The 17,557-nt window shown below is 49.6% G+C and carries 17 protein-coding genes and 1 pseudogene; 2 read left to right on the top strand and 16 right to left on the bottom strand.

Annotation, left to right across the window (positions count from 1 at the left end; translation table 11 throughout):
* Positions 1–289: 289 nt before the first annotated feature.
* The 8 genes and pseudogenes from DXA97_RS04190 to DXA97_RS04160 all read right to left on the bottom strand — a co-directional run bounded on the left by DXA97_RS04190 (position 290) and on the right by DXA97_RS04160 (position 6,962).
* Entirely contained in the window at positions 290–991 is a 702-nt protein-coding gene (locus tag DXA97_RS04190) for a GntR family transcriptional regulator (RefSeq protein WP_118718682.1), read from the bottom strand.
* Positions 992–1,193: 202 nt separating this feature from the next.
* Positions 1,194–2,302: pseudogene (acrA, locus tag DXA97_RS04185) on the bottom strand (acryloyl-CoA reductase electron transfer subunit beta).
* A gap of 20 nt (positions 2,303–2,322) precedes the next feature.
* Positions 2,323–3,123, bottom strand: coding sequence for an acryloyl-CoA reductase electron transfer subunit gamma (gene acrB / locus DXA97_RS04180; protein ID WP_118718681.1), 801 nt, complete (start codon positions 3,121–3,123; stop codon positions 2,323–2,325).
* Positions 3,124–3,136: 13 nt separating this feature from the next.
* A complete protein-coding gene (locus tag DXA97_RS04175; RefSeq protein WP_118718680.1) occupies positions 3,137–4,279 on the bottom strand; it encodes an acyl-CoA dehydrogenase family protein in 1,143 nt (380 codons plus the stop codon).
* A gap of 272 nt (positions 4,280–4,551) precedes the next feature.
* Positions 4,552–4,845 (bottom strand): hypothetical protein, encoded by a 294-nt coding sequence (locus DXA97_RS04170; protein ID WP_182436792.1) that lies wholly within the window; start codon positions 4,843–4,845, stop codon positions 4,552–4,554.
* Positions 4,842–4,982 (bottom strand): AMP-binding protein, encoded by a 141-nt coding sequence (locus DXA97_RS21490; RefSeq protein WP_182436791.1) that lies wholly within the window; start codon positions 4,980–4,982, stop codon positions 4,842–4,844. Before DXA97_RS21490 ends, DXA97_RS04170 begins: the two co-directional genes overlap by 4 nt.
* Complete coding sequence (locus DXA97_RS04165; RefSeq protein ID WP_118718678.1) at positions 4,979–6,169, bottom strand: AMP-binding protein; 1,191 nt, start codon at positions 6,167–6,169, stop codon at positions 4,979–4,981. Before DXA97_RS04165 ends, DXA97_RS21490 begins: the two co-directional genes overlap by 4 nt.
* Before the next feature lie 106 nt (positions 6,170–6,275).
* A complete protein-coding gene (locus DXA97_RS04160) occupies positions 6,276–6,962 on the bottom strand; it encodes a GntR family transcriptional regulator (protein WP_118718677.1) in 687 nt (228 codons plus the stop codon).
* 225 nt (positions 6,963–7,187) lie between these two features.
* On the opposite strand from DXA97_RS04160, the gene DXA97_RS04155 reads away from it, so the two are divergent.
* The gene (locus DXA97_RS04155) at positions 7,188–7,874 is read left to right on the top strand and encodes a hypothetical protein (protein WP_118718676.1); all 687 of its coding nucleotides are present in this window, start codon (positions 7,188–7,190) and stop codon (positions 7,872–7,874) included.
* A 59-nt stretch (positions 7,875–7,933) separates the two neighbouring features.
* Positions 7,934–8,245 (top strand): hypothetical protein, encoded by a 312-nt coding sequence (locus DXA97_RS04150; RefSeq protein WP_147355536.1) that lies wholly within the window; start codon positions 7,934–7,936, stop codon positions 8,243–8,245.
* Between the two features lie 123 nt (positions 8,246–8,368).
* Here the strand turns inward: DXA97_RS04150 and DXA97_RS04145 are convergent, their stop codons facing one another.
* The 8 genes from DXA97_RS04145 to DXA97_RS04110 form a co-directional block, all read right to left on the bottom strand.
* Complete coding sequence (locus DXA97_RS04145; protein ID WP_243107552.1) at positions 8,369–9,385, bottom strand: AEC family transporter; 1,017 nt, start codon at positions 9,383–9,385, stop codon at positions 8,369–8,371.
* 77 nt (positions 9,386–9,462) lie between these two features.
* On the bottom strand, positions 9,463–10,599 hold the full coding sequence (locus tag DXA97_RS04140; RefSeq protein WP_118718674.1) for a glycerate kinase: 1,137 nt from the start codon (positions 10,597–10,599) through the stop codon (positions 9,463–9,465).
* A gap of 146 nt (positions 10,600–10,745) precedes the next feature.
* Positions 10,746–11,645: a dihydrodipicolinate synthase family protein gene (locus tag DXA97_RS04135; RefSeq protein ID WP_118718673.1), complete on the bottom strand. Its 900-nt coding sequence runs from the start codon at positions 11,643–11,645 to the stop codon at positions 10,746–10,748.
* Positions 11,646–11,756: 111 nt separating this feature from the next.
* A complete protein-coding gene (gene garR / locus DXA97_RS04130) occupies positions 11,757–12,641 on the bottom strand; it encodes a 2-hydroxy-3-oxopropionate reductase (RefSeq protein WP_118718672.1) in 885 nt (294 codons plus the stop codon).
* 337 nt (positions 12,642–12,978) lie between these two features.
* Positions 12,979–14,895 (bottom strand): PrpR N-terminal domain-containing protein, encoded by a 1,917-nt coding sequence (locus tag DXA97_RS04125; RefSeq protein WP_118718671.1) that lies wholly within the window; start codon positions 14,893–14,895, stop codon positions 12,979–12,981.
* 60 nt (positions 14,896–14,955) lie between these two features.
* Complete coding sequence (locus DXA97_RS04120) at positions 14,956–15,630, bottom strand: GntR family transcriptional regulator (RefSeq protein WP_118718670.1); 675 nt, start codon at positions 15,628–15,630, stop codon at positions 14,956–14,958.
* Positions 15,608–16,525: a 4-(cytidine 5'-diphospho)-2-C-methyl-D-erythritol kinase gene (gene ispE, locus DXA97_RS04115; protein ID WP_118718669.1), complete on the bottom strand. Its 918-nt coding sequence runs from the start codon at positions 16,523–16,525 to the stop codon at positions 15,608–15,610. The genes DXA97_RS04120 and ispE overlap by 23 nt, the downstream gene beginning before the upstream one ends.
* Positions 16,526–16,727: 202 nt before the next feature.
* Complete coding sequence (locus tag DXA97_RS04110) at positions 16,728–17,501, bottom strand: enoyl-CoA hydratase-related protein (RefSeq protein ID WP_118718668.1); 774 nt, start codon at positions 17,499–17,501, stop codon at positions 16,728–16,730.
* Positions 17,502–17,557 lie beyond the last annotated feature (56 nt).

The following is a 17,557-nucleotide window of genomic DNA, read 5'->3' as shown; positions in this document are numbered from 1 at the left end:
AAGTTTGTCGTCCTTTTTCCTATTTTGGACAACAAACGGCTTAACTCACGCTCTTATCTTATCAAATTTATCAATAGATGTAAATAGTTTCTTCTGTTTTTTTGTTGTTTTTCTCTAATTTCTTTTTTTCTCCAGTTTTTCCCTTTGCCTTTAGTTTACATAACTTAAGCAGAAATTGTTTATTTTTAAACAGATGCTTCCCGTACTGTTTTTGCCGGAAAAGTACGAAAAGAGCCGGAAATCCGCACTTTTCACGTTTTCCGGCTCTTCTTTTCCCTGCCCAACCGGGTCAACCATTTTTAAAATAGGTCGGGTACTTGGCCGTCGCCCGGTCTGCGATCGCCGTAATGGTCTCCAGATGCTCTCCCATACATTCCTGGGCCTTCTGGATATTTCCCTCCCGGATCGCGGCAACGATTTTTTTATGCTCCTCGATCAGCTGCGGCACACGGTTGTCGAACGCTACATCAAAGTTTCTCCACCGGGACAAATGCAGCATCAGGCTGTCTAACATGCGCATCATGGCACTGCGCCCTACGCTGTCGATCATGATCTTATGGAAATCTGCATCCAGATCTGGGAACCGGCCAAAATAGTCCGCCTCATCCCTATATTTTTCCTGCTCCTGCAAGTTTTTTTCCAGACGCTCCACCATCTGCCTGCGCTCTGCCTCACCCAGATCAGCAAAGATTTCATCGAGCACTTCCTTTTCCACGGCAGTACGCAGCGTCAGAAGATCGGCAATATGACTCAGATCCATAAGACTGACATACGTTCCCCGCTGTGGGTAAATTTCAATAAAGCCCAGCTGTTTCAGGCGCGTAAAGGCAGTCCGAATGACTGACCGGGAGACACCATATTCTGCTGACATCTGGTTTTCACTGATCAGCTGCCCCGGTTCCAGACGCAGCTGGATGATTCTGTTTAATATCTGTTCAAAGATCTCATCCGATGTGATCGGATGGTTCTCCACGGACTTTGCATAGATCATATCCATTCCTCCGCCGCTATTATTCAAAACTCTAAATCCTGTTTGACACAATTCTACGGCAGAATTTCCCACCTGTCAACCGCCCAAAATTTCTCCTTTTAAACAATATCACGCGATAACAAACGAGGGGTGAAAGCTCCCGCAGCCGCCATACATGGCGGCTGCGGGAGCTTTCGCCCCTTTGATTTACTGTGCGTTATTTTTACTTTGCGGCTTTCGCTGCCTTGATCTCCTCGATCATGTGCGGAACTACCTCGAACAGGTCGCCGACAATACCGTAATCTGCACACTCGAAGATCGGAGCTGCCTCATTGCTGTCTACTGCAATGATCGTCTCAGAATCCTGCATACCAGCCTTGTGCTGGATCGCACCGGAGATACCAAGTGCTACATAGATACGCGGATGAACAGTCTTACCGGTCTGTCCTACCTGGTGGTCAGAAGACAGCCAGCCTGCATCGGTAACTGCACGGGATGCGCCTACAACGCCGCCGCCCAGAGCCTCTGCTAACTCCTCTGCCAGCTTGATGCCCTTCTCCGGATCCTTGCTGATACCACGGCCTACACTGACAACGATATCTGCACCGATCAGGTCAACCAGTTTCTTGGTTTCCTTAACAACTTCCAGAACCTTGGTTCTTAAATCAGCATCGGTTAAGGAGAACTGAGCCATCTCGATCTCACATGCATCAGCTTAGCCTGGTCAAACTCTGCTTTCTTCATAACGCCCGGACGTACGGTGGACATGCACGGACGGAAGCGCGGGCAGATGATGGTAGCCATCAGATGGCCGCCGAATGCCGGACGGGTCATCTTTAAGTTGGTATCATCCATTTTGAATTTTACTTTTTCCAGATCAATGGTAGAAGACTCCTTTAAGAACTGCACATAGCGGTCCATATCGATGTCGAGGTGGGTTGCATCTGCAGTCAGACCAGTGTGAAGTCTTGCTGCAACACGCGGACCAAGGTCACGGCCGATGTTGGATGCGCCGATTAAGAGAACCTCCGGTTTTTTCTCCATAACCACATCGCACAGTACCTTGCTGTATGCATCGGTGGTGTAAACTGCCAGGTTTTTATCTGCGCACACGATCACTTTGTCTGCGCCGTATCCGCCAAGCTCTTTTGCGGTGTTCTCGATTCCCTCGCCGCCAAGTAAGATACCTACCAGCTTGGAACCTCTCTCGTCTGCCAGCTTTCTACCTTCGCTGACCAGCTCGAAGTCAGTATTCATCAGCTTGCCATCACGCTGCTCACAGAATACCCAGATATCACTGAATTCATTGATCTCAGCACTATTATAAGACATATTCTTCTTCCTCCCTGTTCCTAGATTGCGTGTTTCTTTGCAAGCAGGCTTGCAAGCTCTTTAGCAGCCTCTTCAGCGGTACCGCCAAGGATCTGTCCTGCACCCTTCTGCGGCGGGGTAAAGGAACGGAATACGTTGGTCGGTGAACCCTTCAGTCCGATGGTGGTCGGATCGATGAGCGGCTCGTCCTTCAAAGCGTTGTAGTCCAGAACAGTCAGAGGCTTGTCCCAGCACTCCAGAATGCCTTTTACGGTCATGTAACGGACTTCGTTTAATTCTTTTACACAGGTAACCAGACAAGGTGTCTGGACCTGAACGGTCATGTAGCCATCCTCAAGCAGACGTTTTACGGTCAGGCTGTTGCCCTCTTTCTTGATGTCTGCTGCGTAGGTAACCTGCGGAATGTTTAATTTCTCTGCGATCTGCGGGCCAACCTGTGCGGTATCGCCATCGATTGCCTGACGTCCACAGAAGATGACATCCTCCGGACCAACACCCAGGTTGTGCAGTGCGCCTGCGATGATCTGGGAGGTTGCGAAGGTATCGGATCCACCAAACTCACGGCCAGAGATCAGGACTGCGTCATCTGCACCCATAGCGATCAGCTCTCTTAACATGCCCTCTGCTGGCGGCGGTCCCATGGTAACTACGGTTACCTGGCATCCGGTAGCGTCTTTTAATTCCAGGGCTGCCTCGGTAGCAGCCAGGTCATCCGGGTTGATGATGGTCTGCATGGATGCACGGTCCAGTGTTCCATCTGCTTTTACAGCAACTTTTCCGGAGGTATCCGGAACCTGTTTTACACATACAAAAATTCTCATTCTAAGCTTCCTCCTACTTTAACAGACTTCTGGAAATAACGATCTGCTGTACCTGGCTGGTTCCTTCATACAGAGTCATAACGCGGGCATCGCGGTACAGGCGCTCTACCTTGTACTCTTTGATGAAACCATAACCACCGTGGATCTGAATTGCCTTTGCCGCTACGCGGTTTGCCATCTCAGATGCATAATATTTTGCCATGGAGCACATAACGGAAGCGTTCTTATCCCCTGCATCCTTTGCCATAGCGGTGTTGTAGATCAGGCAGCGTGCTGCTTCGATCTCAGTTGCCATGTCAGCCAGCATGAAGCTGATGCCCTGGTTGTAGGAGATCGGCTTGCCAAACTGTTTTCTCTCTTTCGCATAGTTGGTAGCTTCCTCCAGGCAAGCCTGTGCAATACCAAGGGACTGTGCGGCAACACCAAGACGGCCACCATCCAGCGTGGACATTGCAACTGCATAGCCTTTATTTAACGGTCCTACCAGATCACTCTTGTGGACTCTTACATTCTCGAATACGATATCACTGGTCGGGTAACCGTTGATACCCATTTTTGCCTCCGGCTTTCCGCAGGAAACACCCGGCAGCTTCATATCTACGAGGAAAATAGAAATGCCCTTTGCCCCCTTCTGGGTCAGGTCGGTCTTTGCGAATACGACTGCGTAATCTGCGATCGGGGCACCGGAAATAAAGCACTTACGGCCATTCAATACAAAATAATCGCCGTCCTCTACTGCCCTTGTTGTCATGCTTCCTGCATCGGAGCCGGCACCCGGCTCAGTCAGTGCAAAGCAGATATGCTTCTCACCCTTCGCTACCGGAATCAGATATTTCTGGAGCTGTTCCTCATTGCCGCATGCCAGGAGCGGGCCGCCGCCCAGGGAGTTGGAGGTGTTTGCATAAATAGCAAGGACCGGACATACCCGTGAAAACTCCTCATTCATCAGGACATATGCGAGACTGTCACCACCCTGACCGCCGTACTTAACCGGGATCTTAATGCCAGGGAATCCGTATTTTGCCATTTTTTTATACATTTCTGAATCGAATCCGCCCTCTTTATCCAGTCTTTCCTGGATCTCGGTCGTAAACTCTGTCTCCGCAAAGTTGCGGAAGTTCTTTCTCATTAACTCATATTTCGCAGAAAGAATCATGTTTTGCCTCCTTTTTCCTACGGAAAACCAGGTTCCGTATTTGCGCTCCGGCTGCAGGTTTCCCCGGACCGGTTTTGTTTGATTTGTTTGTTATTTCTCTAACATATGTATAAATTATAACACATTGCCAACAACATGTCTATAATTACATATCTGACCAGAACACTTTTTCTATTTTTCACAAATTTGCTCATCCAATTTTGTGCATTTTCGCGCATTCCAAAGTCTCTGGATTTTCATTTTTTGCATGATCCATATTTCTATTTCTATTTCTATTTCTTTGTGCTGGTGATCTCCGGATTGGTGCGGATGATCTCTGCTGCCTGTCTTTTTAATTCTCCCAGCATCACCTTCCCGCTGGCATTCACCGGGAAAGATTCCATACGCACAATATGGGCCGGCAGCTTATAGTAGGCAAGATGGTTTTCCAGGTGGCTCATCAGACCGGTCGTGCTGATCGTCATGCCCTCCTCCGGGATGATGCATGCCACGATCATTTCCTGCAGGACTTCTGCCGGAAGACCGATCACCTTGTTTTCCCGGATCCCCGGATATTTACTGATCACTGCCTCGATCTCCCGTGGTGAAATATTTTCCCCTCCACGATGATCATTTCCTTCATGCGTCCTGTCACATGCAAAAAGCCGCGGGAATCCAGATGCCCCAGATCCCCTGTGTGCAGCCAGCCGTCTGCATCGATCACCTTGCCGGTTTCCTGCGGAAGCTATAGTAGCCCTGCATCACCTGGTAGCCACGCACGCAGATTTCCCCGTCTTCTCCGGCAGAAAGCTGTCTTCCTCCGGAATCGAGGATCCGCACCTCGCAATGCCGGATCACTTTTCCCGCTGAGCAGGCGCAGTCCTGGTCAGAATCCTCCACATCGCTGATGCTAACACAGGGGGATGTCTCGGTCTGGCCATAGGAGATATGAAGCTTCAGGCCCGGTATTTCTTCTCTGATCCGGTAATAATCTTCTTCCGTCACCGGGGAACCGGCAATGATCCCGTTTCGCAGGCTGCCCAAATCGAAGTCTTTATGCTTTGGATTCCGGATCACCGCCAGAAACATAGACGGCACCCCGTTTAAGACGGTACAGCGGTGCTTCTGAATTACCTGCAGCACTGTCATGGTCTTATAATATTCAATCGTATGCATCGAACAGCCTGTCTGGATTCCTGCCAGCAGGCTGGCTGTCAGGCCGAAGCAGTGGAACATCGGAACCGCGATCAGCATTTTGTCCTCTGCGGTCCATCCCATATGCCCGCAAATCTCCAGTGCATTATTCACCATGCTGTAATGGCTCAGCATAACGCCCTTCGGCATTGCCGTGGTCCCGGATGTGAAGAGGATTGCTGCTGTATCCTCCGGGCTGACCTTGCGGATGTAACCGCCGATCTCCTTTGTTGCCTTTTTCATGCGCTCTGCAAATACAAAGCTTTTTTCTGTCATCCACTTGCGGGAGGTATCACGGCCGATATAGATCCAGCGTTTTACAACTCCCTCCAGCTGGGTAGAAAGATGCGCCACCATATCCTCATAAACCAGCTTTTTGTAGCCCTCGCCATAGTACACAAACTCTGCCTCTGCGTAGCGCAGCACCTTCGCCAGTTCCTCTGTGCTGTAGCAGGTATTCAGAAGGACCGGAACTGCACCAAGCTTGCTCAGTGCCAGAAAGACAATGACCCAGTTCGGGGAATTCGTGCTCCAGATCCCGACATGGGTGCCCTTTTGGATCCCGCAGGAATGCATTCTTCCTACCATATAATCGCTGAGGGTATCCAGATCCCTCCAGGTATAGCTCTGGCCATCTGCCTCCAATGCAACCCGGTCCGCACTTTCCCTCACCCGGCTTCTAAGACATTCCGCAATCGTCTTTTTTATCAGTCTCATAACAACTCCCTTATTTCTTGCACACTTGTCGACAAGTTATTCTGTTAATAACTTAACACCTTTTAGGACTCATTGCAACTGTTTTTTCGGCCAGCTTCATTTCTTCTTATTCATAATAGATAAAATACTGGGATGACACCTTTTCTTTGATATACTTCTGTCGGTTTATCGTATTCAAATGTGCATGGAGGATCTCGTGGGCTTCCTTGGTCTTATTCTGCACCAGCGCTTCCATGAGAGCTGTATGCTCTTTTATGATCCCAGCCTGGCGCCCGGTCTTGATCACATCAAAATTTCTCCACCGCCTGAAATGGACATAATCCTCCCCGATGAACGCCATTGCTTCGCGCTTGCCAACAGCCTCCAGCAGGCATCCGTGGAATGCATTATCCAGCTCATAAAATGCATCCATATCGATCTGGCGGTCAATTGCCTCCTGCTGGCGTTTCAGACAGTTCTTCATGGATTCCCCCATCTTATCCCGGACCTCCTGTGCCTCGAACTGTAAAAGGCGGACTGCCTCCTGTTCTACCGCCTCGCGGATAAATAAGATCAGTTCTACTGATTTCATATCGATCAGGCTGACAAAGGTTCCCCGCTGCGGATACACGGTCAGAAGAGCCCGTTCTTTCAAACGTCCGATCACGGTACGGATGATATGTCTTGACACACCATATTGTCTGCAAAGTTCGTTTTCGCTGATCTTGTCTCCAGGAAGATAGACAAGCTTTTCTATCTTACTGCATAGATCCATATAAATCTCATCACTGTCCATGGCATTCTGTGGTATCATAATTTTCTCCCCATTTATACATTTTTTGCATGAATATTCTATCTTTTTACAGACATTATACGGTATCTGCTGTTTTTTTACAAGACAGGGAGTAACTCTGGACTTTCCATCCGGTCTATGCTACGATAACAGACAGTTTATTATAGAAAAGAGGGGTTTTATGATCACACCAGAACAGGCACGGGCCGATTACGGCTTTGCCGACTGTACACACGGGAAGATAATATGACGCTTGGTCTTTACCACGCTGCACAGGGACTTTTTTCCAACCGGCTGATGCAGATTGCCGAATACTCTGCGCCCTTAGTCGTTATCTTTCTTGCTCTGGCAGCGCTGGCCGGCATTATCACCGCAGGCTTAAGTCCTATGCTGCTTTTGATTCTCGGGGCACTGGCCATTGCCTTTATCCCGCACTACCTGAGGCTTTCCAAATTACGGCGTGAAAACTCCGGCATGTGCCACATCCGCTCCGAGCTTGGAAACCACTTTTTGATCAGCTATGGAACCTGTTCCAAAAAAGAAACCAGGACCCGCCATACCCTGTTTGGCCCGGTTACAGACTACACGCTGCGCATTGTTTTTTCCAAGCACGTCTATCTGGACAATGTCCGGATCATGAAGGAGCTTTATGAGCAGGTCGGTGAAGGTGCCCGCGTCTGCCTGATGATGGCAGACAGCCCAAAGGCCAGCCAGATCATCGCAGCTCCCACGAATTTCACGGAAACCGTGATCGACAAAAAGGGCATTGCCGCCCAGCAGTTCGAAGCTCCAAAGACAGAGCTGGTCCGCGAGCTCAGCGAAGCAGAGCGCACCATGTACATCAGCCAGTACCAGGACCAGATCCAGGGCTGGAACCGTAATTACGGAAAAAATACCTGTTTTCCATTGTTCTCTTCTTTATTTTTGGTCTGATCACCCTGTTCTTTGGTATGCAGGGCGCAACAACGATCTCCTGGGTTTTAGTGGTTGCCGTGCTTTTTGCTCTGCTGTCCCAGAAAAAGGAATTCCGCTACCATAAGACTTTCTTACAGAAGGAACCGGTCCTGACCGCAGTGGATGTTCTTGCAGAACGCGAGGATTCCTACACAAGCAGCAATGGAACAAAAAAACGTCCCAATTCTGCAGTACACTTCAAGGACCGCCGCGGTGCCGTTCTCTGGACCCTGCGCACCTCGGAGGATTTAAAGAATTTCCAGCCGCACGAACAGGCAGTCCTGATCATCCACGGAAATGAAATGCTTCCGCTGCACAAGGACAGCGCACAGTTTACTCTTTCCCGGTAAACACAACAAGAATGTAACTGCCACACTCTTACGCCTGGGCGCATTTCCTGCAAAACAAAAGGCATGTAAAAAATGAACCGTTTCCCATCAAGGGAGCTTATCATTTTTTACACGCCTTTTTTATTATCCCAGGACCATAGCCCAGACCGGAATGGATACCAGGGACAATAATGTAGAGATTACGATACATTTTGTCGCAAATTTATAGTCACAGCCATATTTTGCCGCAAGGATCGCAGAAGTACTTCCAGCCGGCATACCTGTGATAATGGTACATACACCTGCCAGGAACGGATCGATCCCGACAAGACGACAGCCGGTCAGGACAATGGCCGGCAGCACAACCAGACGGAGTGCGGAAATAAACATGGTATTTTTATCGATCATGCTCCGTAGGGACATACCGGAGAACATCATACCGATCAGGACCATAGTCATGGCTGTGGTACAACCACCGGCAGAACGGATTCCCTTATCCAGCGCGCCAATGAGGACCTTAGCCAGCTCCGGGACCAGTGGAAGGTTACATCCAAGCACCGCTCCATAAAGCTGGTTCAACGGATCCTGAAAGATCATCAGGCCCAAACCGATGTACACCGCAATGATGCACGGATGAACGACCAGCTTCTTCACGACGCTCTTCATATCCGGGCTTTCCGTAAAGCAGGCAATTCCTGCCGACCACATCATGACACGCATCGGAATGATAAAGACAGACGCGTACATCATTCCCTCTGCACCATAAATTCCCTGCGCGATCGGGAGTCCCAGAAAGCCGGAGTTGGAAACGATCGTGCAGTACTGCATAACACGCTTTAATTCCTTCGGCACATGGTTATATAACAGCTTGCTGAGCGTATAGCTCACAAACTGGACAGCCAGGGAGATTCCCAGGACTACCGCAAATTTTTTTAAGATTTCCAGATTAAATTCCATCCGGAATGAGTTTATAATATTGCAGGGAAGGAACAGATATAAAACCAGATCCGTCAGGACCGGCTTCGCATTATCTTTTAAAATTCCCTTGCTGGTCAGAATAGCACCTGCAGCCACCAGAAGAAACATCATGACCTGCAGGGTCCACAAATTACTGATATCCATGGTATACCCCCGTTTTCCTATAATCATCGGACGCGCCACCGGCGCCTCCTCGATATGCCAATCAAAAATGCGGCTGGTCAGTAAACGACCGGCCGCACCTAGTAATCTTTTTTATCTTATTTCATCTGCATACCAACACGGATCATGCGGAAGGTTCTGTCTGCTGCGTTTGCGTAAAGCTCCTCAGCACGCTCTAATGCTTCCTCCAGATCCATTGCACCGTTGATGGTCGGAACAATGCTCTCTACGCCAAACTCATAGATCTTCTCTGCGCCGGTTCCCATGCCGCCTACGATAGCCACAGCCGGAACACCCTTTGCCTTACAGCGCATACCGATACCGCTCGGTACCTTACCGAATGCAGACTGCCAGTCGATACGTCCCTCACCGGTCACTACCAGATCGGTACCCTCTAACAGGCCATCGAAATCGATCAGATCCAGCACGGTCTCGATACCGGATTTTAAGTTTGCTTTTAAGAAACCGCAAAGGGCTGCACCAAGTCCGCCTGCTGCGCCTGCGCCTTCCTTATTCTCAACATCCATGCCTTTTGCACGCATAACAGCTGCATAGTTCTTCATGCCAGCTTCCAGACGGTCCAGGATCTCCGGGGTACCGCCCTTCTGTTTGCCGAAGGTGTAGGTTGCACCATCCGGTCCGGTTAACGGATTGGTTACATCGCACATAACGGTAATCTCAGCCTCGGCTACTGCCGGATGCAGGCCGCTCATATCGATATCTGCTACCTTCTCCAGATCAGAACCAACACCGGTCAGCACATTGCCCTGTGCATCCAGGAAACGAACGCCCAGTGCACTCATAGCACCCATACCGCCATCGTTGGTAGCGCTGCCGCCAATTGCGATGGAAAGCTTACGGTAGCCGTTATCCAGAGCATCCTTGATCAGCTCACCGGTACCATAGGTTGTTGTATTTAACGGGTTTCTCTTCTCGGTCGGAACCATCGGAAGTCCGGATGCTGCTGCCATCTCGATGATAGCAGAATCGCCATGGAACACACCATAGGAAGCCTCTGTCTCCTCCATGAGCGGTCCATGTACCTTTACCTTGCGGTAATCGCCCTTGGTTACTGCGATAACTGCGTCAACAGTTCCCTCGCCGCCGTCCGCAACCGGAACACCAACAGTCTCACAGCCCGGGAATACACGCTGTGCGGACTCATTTAACAGCTTAATGATCTGGTCAGAAGATAAAGTTCCCTTGAAAGAATCGGATGCAAACAGTAATTTCATAAATCCTCCTTATACATAAGTGAAATCAGCGAACACACCATCAGCGTCTTCGCAGCATGACAGACAATGAAAAAACGGACCGGCATCCAAGAAGAATCGCCGGTCCATCATCAATGCCGTAGTTTCTATTCAGTTAAACGAAACGATTAAAGCAGACCAGCCTTGGTCATCTCAGCTTTGATCTTGTCTAATACCGGACCCTCCGGAGTAGCCAGGTTCGGGGTGTACGGAAGGCCTACGTTACGGCCGCGTAAGTTAGCCATATCCTTTGCTGCTACCGGGAAGCTTGCGCCGTCCATGGACAGACGTACCGGATTTAATTTGAACTGAGCCTCAAGGGAGCCCTGAAGATCGCCTGCAACATACTTGTTGTATACATCAGTAATCAGCTCCGGCATGAAGTTTGCTGCGGTACATACACCACCTACTGCGCCGTGGCACATGGAAGCATAAAGCAGGGTGTCTTTTCCGCCGAATACCTTGAAGTTTACGTCTCTGTTTCTGCGGATGAACTCAGAAGTCTGGGTGATATCACCACTGGTATCTTTCATACCTACGATGTTCGGAACCTCATGAGCCAGTCTCTCAACCAGGTTTGCAGACAGGGTGTAGCCTACACGTCCCGGGTTGTTGTAAAGCAGTACCGGAGTCTCCGGAACAGCGTCTGCGATTGCTTTGAAGTGAGTAAACAGCTCGGTCTCAGTTGGCTTTAAGAACATCGGCTGCAGAACAGATACGCTTGCTGCGCCGTTTGCTACTGCCATCTTTGCAAGACGGATGCACTTTTTGGTGCTGATAGCGCCGATACCGAAGTATACCGGAACACGTCCAGCTGCCTGATCTACAACGATCTTTAAGCCTCTCTCCATCTCATCTTCTTCTACTACATAGAACTCACCGTTGCTGCCGAATAACAGGATGCCGCTTACGCCGCCATCGATTACATAATCAACCTGGCTGCGGATTGCAGCTTCGTCGATCAGCTCATCTTTGTCGATCGGGGTGATCATCGGGACAACTACGCCCTTAATAAAATCTGTATTCATACTATCTCCTTCCAGCGCACATGACGCCTTATCTGACACACTGCTGCCCACGGACCCGTAAGCAGCAGTGCATGATGACTTTTCTTAAATTATTTTATCTGGTAACGCTTATTATTTAACGATGCTGGTACCAGAAATCTTCTCGTAGTACTTAACGATGCTGGAGTGATCGTCTTTGTCGCATCCCTCAGATCTTAAGAACTGCATGATCTCCATCATCTCAGCGGTTAACGGAGCCGGAGAGCTGATTGCATGAGCTGCGTTCAGAGCATTGTTCAGGTCTTTGATGTGAAGCTCGATACGGAAGCCCGGCTTGTAGTTGCCAGCTAACATCATCGGAGCCTTAGCATCCATAACGGTAGATCCAGCCAGACCACCGCGGATTGCCTGGTATACTAACTCAGGATCGGTGCCAGCTTTCTTAGCGAAGGTCAGAGCCTCAGCTACAGCTGCGATGTTGATAGCTACTACCATCTGGTTAGCCAGCTTAGCTACGTTACCGGAACCAAGGTCACCAACGTAAACTACAGAACCAGCCATAACCATCAGCATGTCATAGTACTTGTCGAACAGCTCTTTCTTACCGCCGCACATAACGGAAAGGGTACCGTCGATTGCTTTCGGCTCGCCACCGGATACCGGGCAGTCCAGCATATCGATGCCGTGCTTAGCCAGCTCAGCGCCGATTGCCTTGCTCTCGGTTGGGTCGATGGAGCTCATATCGATTACAACAAGACCCTCTTTTGCACCCTCAACAACACCGTTCTCGCCCAGAACTGCTGCTCTTACGTGCGGGGAGTTCGGAACCATGGTGATAACAACGTCAACCTGAGCTGCCAGGTCCTTGTTGCTCTCTGCTGCGGTTGCGCCGCAGGATACCAGGTCTGCTACTGCATCTTTATTGAAATCGAAAACAACCAGCTCGTGACCTGCTTTAACCAGGTTCTTTGCCATCGGTCTTCCCATGATACCTAATCCGATAAATCCAATTTTCATTTTGAATTCCTCTCTTTCTTAAATAAAAAAGTAAAACATCATTTGGTTTCCCTGACAGGATTCGTGCTTTCGCATTTCTTTCTGTCAGCTTATGTCTGAATTATAATCAAACCGGTTCCGCCAAACAATAGGCAGAATATCCAAATCCAGATCAAAAAATGAAGCAAATGTGATATTTTTGCATTTTTATTTCATATTTATTTCATTTCGTTTTATTTTCATTGCACCCGCATGTCATTTTCTCAATATCCGGTTATTGGGGGCATTATTTTCCCCGTTCTTGATTTCTTTTCCCGTTATCTCCGCAGTTTATTTTTTTCACGGCATAATCACAGGATCAGGTGATATCATACTTTTTCATATGGCGCCAGAGCGTTGCCTTGCTGACTCCAAGCTCCCTGGCTGTCTTCTCCCGGTTCCCGCTGAATTTATGCAAAAGCTGCAGGATCCTCTGTGCCTCATCTGGCAGGGTATCCCACTCCCGCGCCAGTGCTTTCCCCTTTTCTGCGGTCTTTTCCTGCTCCTTCTTGAAATCGTCTCCCATCGCCTGCTCCGGATACAGCTCCTCTAAAAGCCTGCGTACTGCAATCTCATCAATGGAACGTTTTCCGGCCATCAGGATCAGACGCTCGCAAAAGCTCTCAATCTGGAACAGGTTTCCTTTCCACGGATAATCCAGAAGCACCTCCATGGCTCCCTTCGTCAGGACATGATATCTAGAATAATGCTCACAGCAGTCATGGATCGTGTCTTCGATTTTATCGAAAAGATCCTCCCTGCGTTCGCGAAGCGGCGGGACAAACAGTTCCAGTCCTGATAAAAGATAGTAAAGATCCGGGCTGATCTTGCCCTCTGCCATCAATTCAGAAAGCGGGCAGCCGATCGTCACCATAACCCGCACATCCACCTTCCGCAGGCTTCCAATATCTGCACCGTGGCAGACCCTAAAACGGATCAGCTGGTAAAGCCGGTACTGGTTGGCCGCCGTCAGCTCTTCCACATCACGCAGTAAAAGTGTCCCGCCCTGTACCTGAAGCACCGCGCCGCGGTTTCCGAAGATCATGTTCTTCTGCTCCTCCCCGGAAAGTCCCTCACACGGCACATCGAGAAATGGCCCCTGTGCGCGGATACTGCTGTTGTGGATACTTTCTGCCAGCATGCGTTTTTCCGTCCCGGGCTCTCCGATGAGTACCACCGGGTGCTCGGAAAGCGCATACAGGTTTGCCTTGCGGATACATTCCTGCATAGCCTTTGATTTCTGGAGGATATCTTCAAACTGTACCAGTGGGGGAAGTGCCCTTTCACTTTTCTCTTTCCGGATCATCCGAGACCGGTCAGGTGTCACGGTCTTTTTCTTCATTTTATGGCAGGTGGCAATGGCGCCGTCCACGCGGGATTCGTATAAGACCGGAGCCAGCACTGCAAAGATCGGAGTCTGGTTCCACTCAAAGAACAGGGAATAATCCTCTCCCTCCTGGAAGACCCGGTTCCACGCCTCTTTGCCGATCATAGGCGCTGCTTTCCGGATATCCTGGCCCTTTAACTCGCTTTCCGTTTTGCCGATCATATCTTCCATCAGCGGGTTTACCGCAGTGATGATGCCATTTCCATCCAGACGGATAACTCCGCTGTAGGAATAATCCAGCAGGGTCTCCAGCTGTGCTGCAGTTTTCTTTTCCACATTCATGGCATATTCCATGTTTTCTGCTGTAGAAAATGCCTGCCGCATGGAATCCTCCGTCATGGAAAGGAACAGAGACGGTACCCCGGCCTCTGTTGCGATGGAAACCGCCGTGTCTCCGCCGATCACAACATCAGCGCCATCTAAAATTGCCCTGCGCACCGCAACCGGAAGCTCCGCTCCCTGATCCGCAAAATACGTTTTCAGTTCAATATTATAAAGCTCATCAAAGTAAGACATATCACAGAACATATTCCGGAACCCGACCACGGCCACGACCGGCTTTTCCTTTCCAGCGATCTGCTTGGCACGCATGACCAGAAGCGCCATCTCCTGCGCCGTCAGGACGATCTCAACGACCGGGATATCTGTATACTGTTTGATGATGGAAGCCTGCAACCCGCGGGCAATGATGATCGTTGCCCCGTCCGCAATAGACCGCCGGGCCTCCATAACGGTATCCTCCGTATGGATCACCCGCATTTCCTGGATTTCAAATTTCTTCTCCTGCAAAATGTTATGGGCCTGGTGGATCATCTCCTCCCTGGACACCAGAAGTGCTATCTTTCCCACTCGTTTACCTCATTTTTAAAATATGCCGCCACGCTTAAACGGCGGGCGGCACAGATTTGTTTACTGCTGCTCTTTGATATTCTTAGATACCGTGATCTCCTGGTTATCAATATGCTCACGGATGGCTTTCTTTGCCTCTGCCACGTGTCTGGAACGGATCGCTTTTAAGATATAATCGTGCTCGACTACCAGGATCTGACGCTTATCTGCATCCTTGATGTACTCCAGGCGGTAACGGTACATCTGTTCACGCAGGTTATTCAGGATCTGGACCAGGCGGTTGTTGCCGGTTCCATTGTAAATGATGTCATGGTAATGCTCGTCGGTCTCTGCGATGGTCATGGCATCTGCACTCTGGATAGCATTGCGGAATGCCTCCTGTGCCTCCTCCAGCTCTTTGATGTCCTCTTCCGTCATACGCTGGCATGCCAGCTCGATCGCAAGCTCTTCTAAGGAACGGCGGACCTCCAGCACATCACGCAGGCTCTTTTCGGAGATTTTTGCAACCTCAGCACCCTTACGCGGGATCATGAGGACCAGTCCCTCCAGCTCCAGCTTGCGGATCGCTTCACGGATCGGGGTACGGCTGACACCCAGACGGTCTGCAAGCTGAATTTCCATCAGACGCTCGCCCGGCTCCAGCTCTCCCTTTAAGATTGCCTGACGCAGGGTATTAAACACCACGTCTCGCAGCGGCAGATATTCATTCATATTAACCTTCAGCTTGTTTTCCATGATTTCTCTCCTTCTGATTGTAAAAATTCGTCAAATATACCTGTTTTGCCAGCTCTGCGGATTTCCCGAAGCGCAGCTCCTCATAGGCCTCCTGTGCAGCCTTCGGGTTTGTGAATAACCCGAATACAGTCGGGCCGCTTCCGCTCATCAAGGAACCGATCGCACCATATTCCAGCATTTTATCTTTAATTTCCTGAATCACAGGGTATTCCTTTATGGTAACCGTTTCCAGAACATTGCCCAGTCTTCCGGCAATCCCCATGAAATCCTGATCCCTGATTGCCTGGATCATTCCATCGATATCCGGGTGGGCATCCGGGCTCAGGTCATTGGCATGCAGATTTTCGTATACAAATTTCGTGGAAACATTGATCCCTGGCTTTGCCACCAGCACCTGGCACTGCGGAACCGGCGGAAGCTTCGTCAGCACCTCGCCAATTCCTTCCGACAGGGCAGTTCCGCGCAAAATACAATAAGGTACATCTGCGCCGATCTTTACGCCGCGCTCCATAAGCTGCTCTGTAGTCAGCCCCAGACGGAACATTTTATTTACGCCAAACAATACTGCTGCCGCATCGCTGCTGCCGCCCGCCATTCCGGCTGCCACCGGAATAAATTTTTTCAGCCGGATCAGCAGGCCATCCTGGACCTGAAACTCATCCATCAAAAGCTTTGCCGCCTTATAAACCAGATTATTTTCATTTACCGGCAGATAATAGAGATTTGTTTCAACCTGGATTCCCGGCTCTTCCTTCCAGACCAGATCTACCCGGTCAAAGATACCGACTGTCTGCATGATCATACGCACATCATGGTAGCCATCTTCCCGTCTGCGCAGTACATCAAGACCCAGATTGATCTTGCCATACGCCTTGAGACTTAAATGCTTTATCATTGCTTTTCTCCATTTAGGTTCTTTTGCTGATTGTATTTATTCGTTACATTGTATACAGTATATTATAATGCTGGATACGCAAATCTGCAAGGTATTTTGCTATTCTTTTCGCTTTTGTCACATTTTGACAAAATAACAGGCCGTGGGAGCTGCCTTTCGGCAACTTCCACGGCCTGTCATCTTATCATGATCATGCAATTATTTAGCGGAACTTTGCTGCTCTCTTTTCCTTAAATGCAGTAAATCCTTCGATCTGGTCCGGCGTGCCAAAGCATGCTGCCATGTAGCCCAGCTCGATATTCTTGCCGATATCAATGTCCATATCAGCGCCGACATTGATCATAGCCTTTGCCATTGCGATCGCGGATGCAGAATTGTCTGCGATCTGGTTAGCCATTGCGTAAACCTCGTCCATCAGATTCTCCGGCTCGGTTACCTTATTTAAAATGCCAAGCTCCAGTGCATCTGCAGCGGTCAGCATCTTTCCGGTAAAGATGATCTCCTTTGCTTTGCTCATGCCAACACATTTCGGCAGACGCTGGCTTCCATTAAAGCCAGGGGTAATGCCAAGGGTAACCTCCGGCAGACGGAGCTTTGCCTTGCTGTTTGCAATACGGATATCGGTGCAAAGTACAAACTCAAAGCCGCCGCCGAACGCATAGCCATTGACTGCAGCAATGGTAGGCTTATCCATCAGCTCGATCTTACGGAATACAGCAGCACCCTTGCGGGAATAACGGATTGCTTCCATTGCGGTATCGCCGTCCATCTCTTTGAGATCTGCACCGGCAATAAAGGATTTTCCTTCGCCTGTAAAGACAACAACACGTACCGCATCATCTGCGGCCACATCGTCTACTGCAGCATTCAGGTCATTCAGTACATCGCTGTTTAACGCATTCAGTGCCTCTGGACGGTGAAAGGTGATCGTTGCGATCCCATCCTTTTTTTCCAGTAAAATATACTTTAATTCCATATCCATATCTCCTTTCGAATTTATAAAGCCCTCACTTAAAAACCCAGAAAAGACAT

Origin of the sequence: Clostridium sp. OF09-36, from assembly GCF_003481985.1 — a bacterium.
Lineage (GTDB): Bacteria > Bacillota > Clostridia > Lachnospirales > Lachnospiraceae > Brotaphodocola.
Note: the sequence above shows the minus strand (reverse complement) of the source record. Positions and strands in the feature narration are given on the sequence as shown.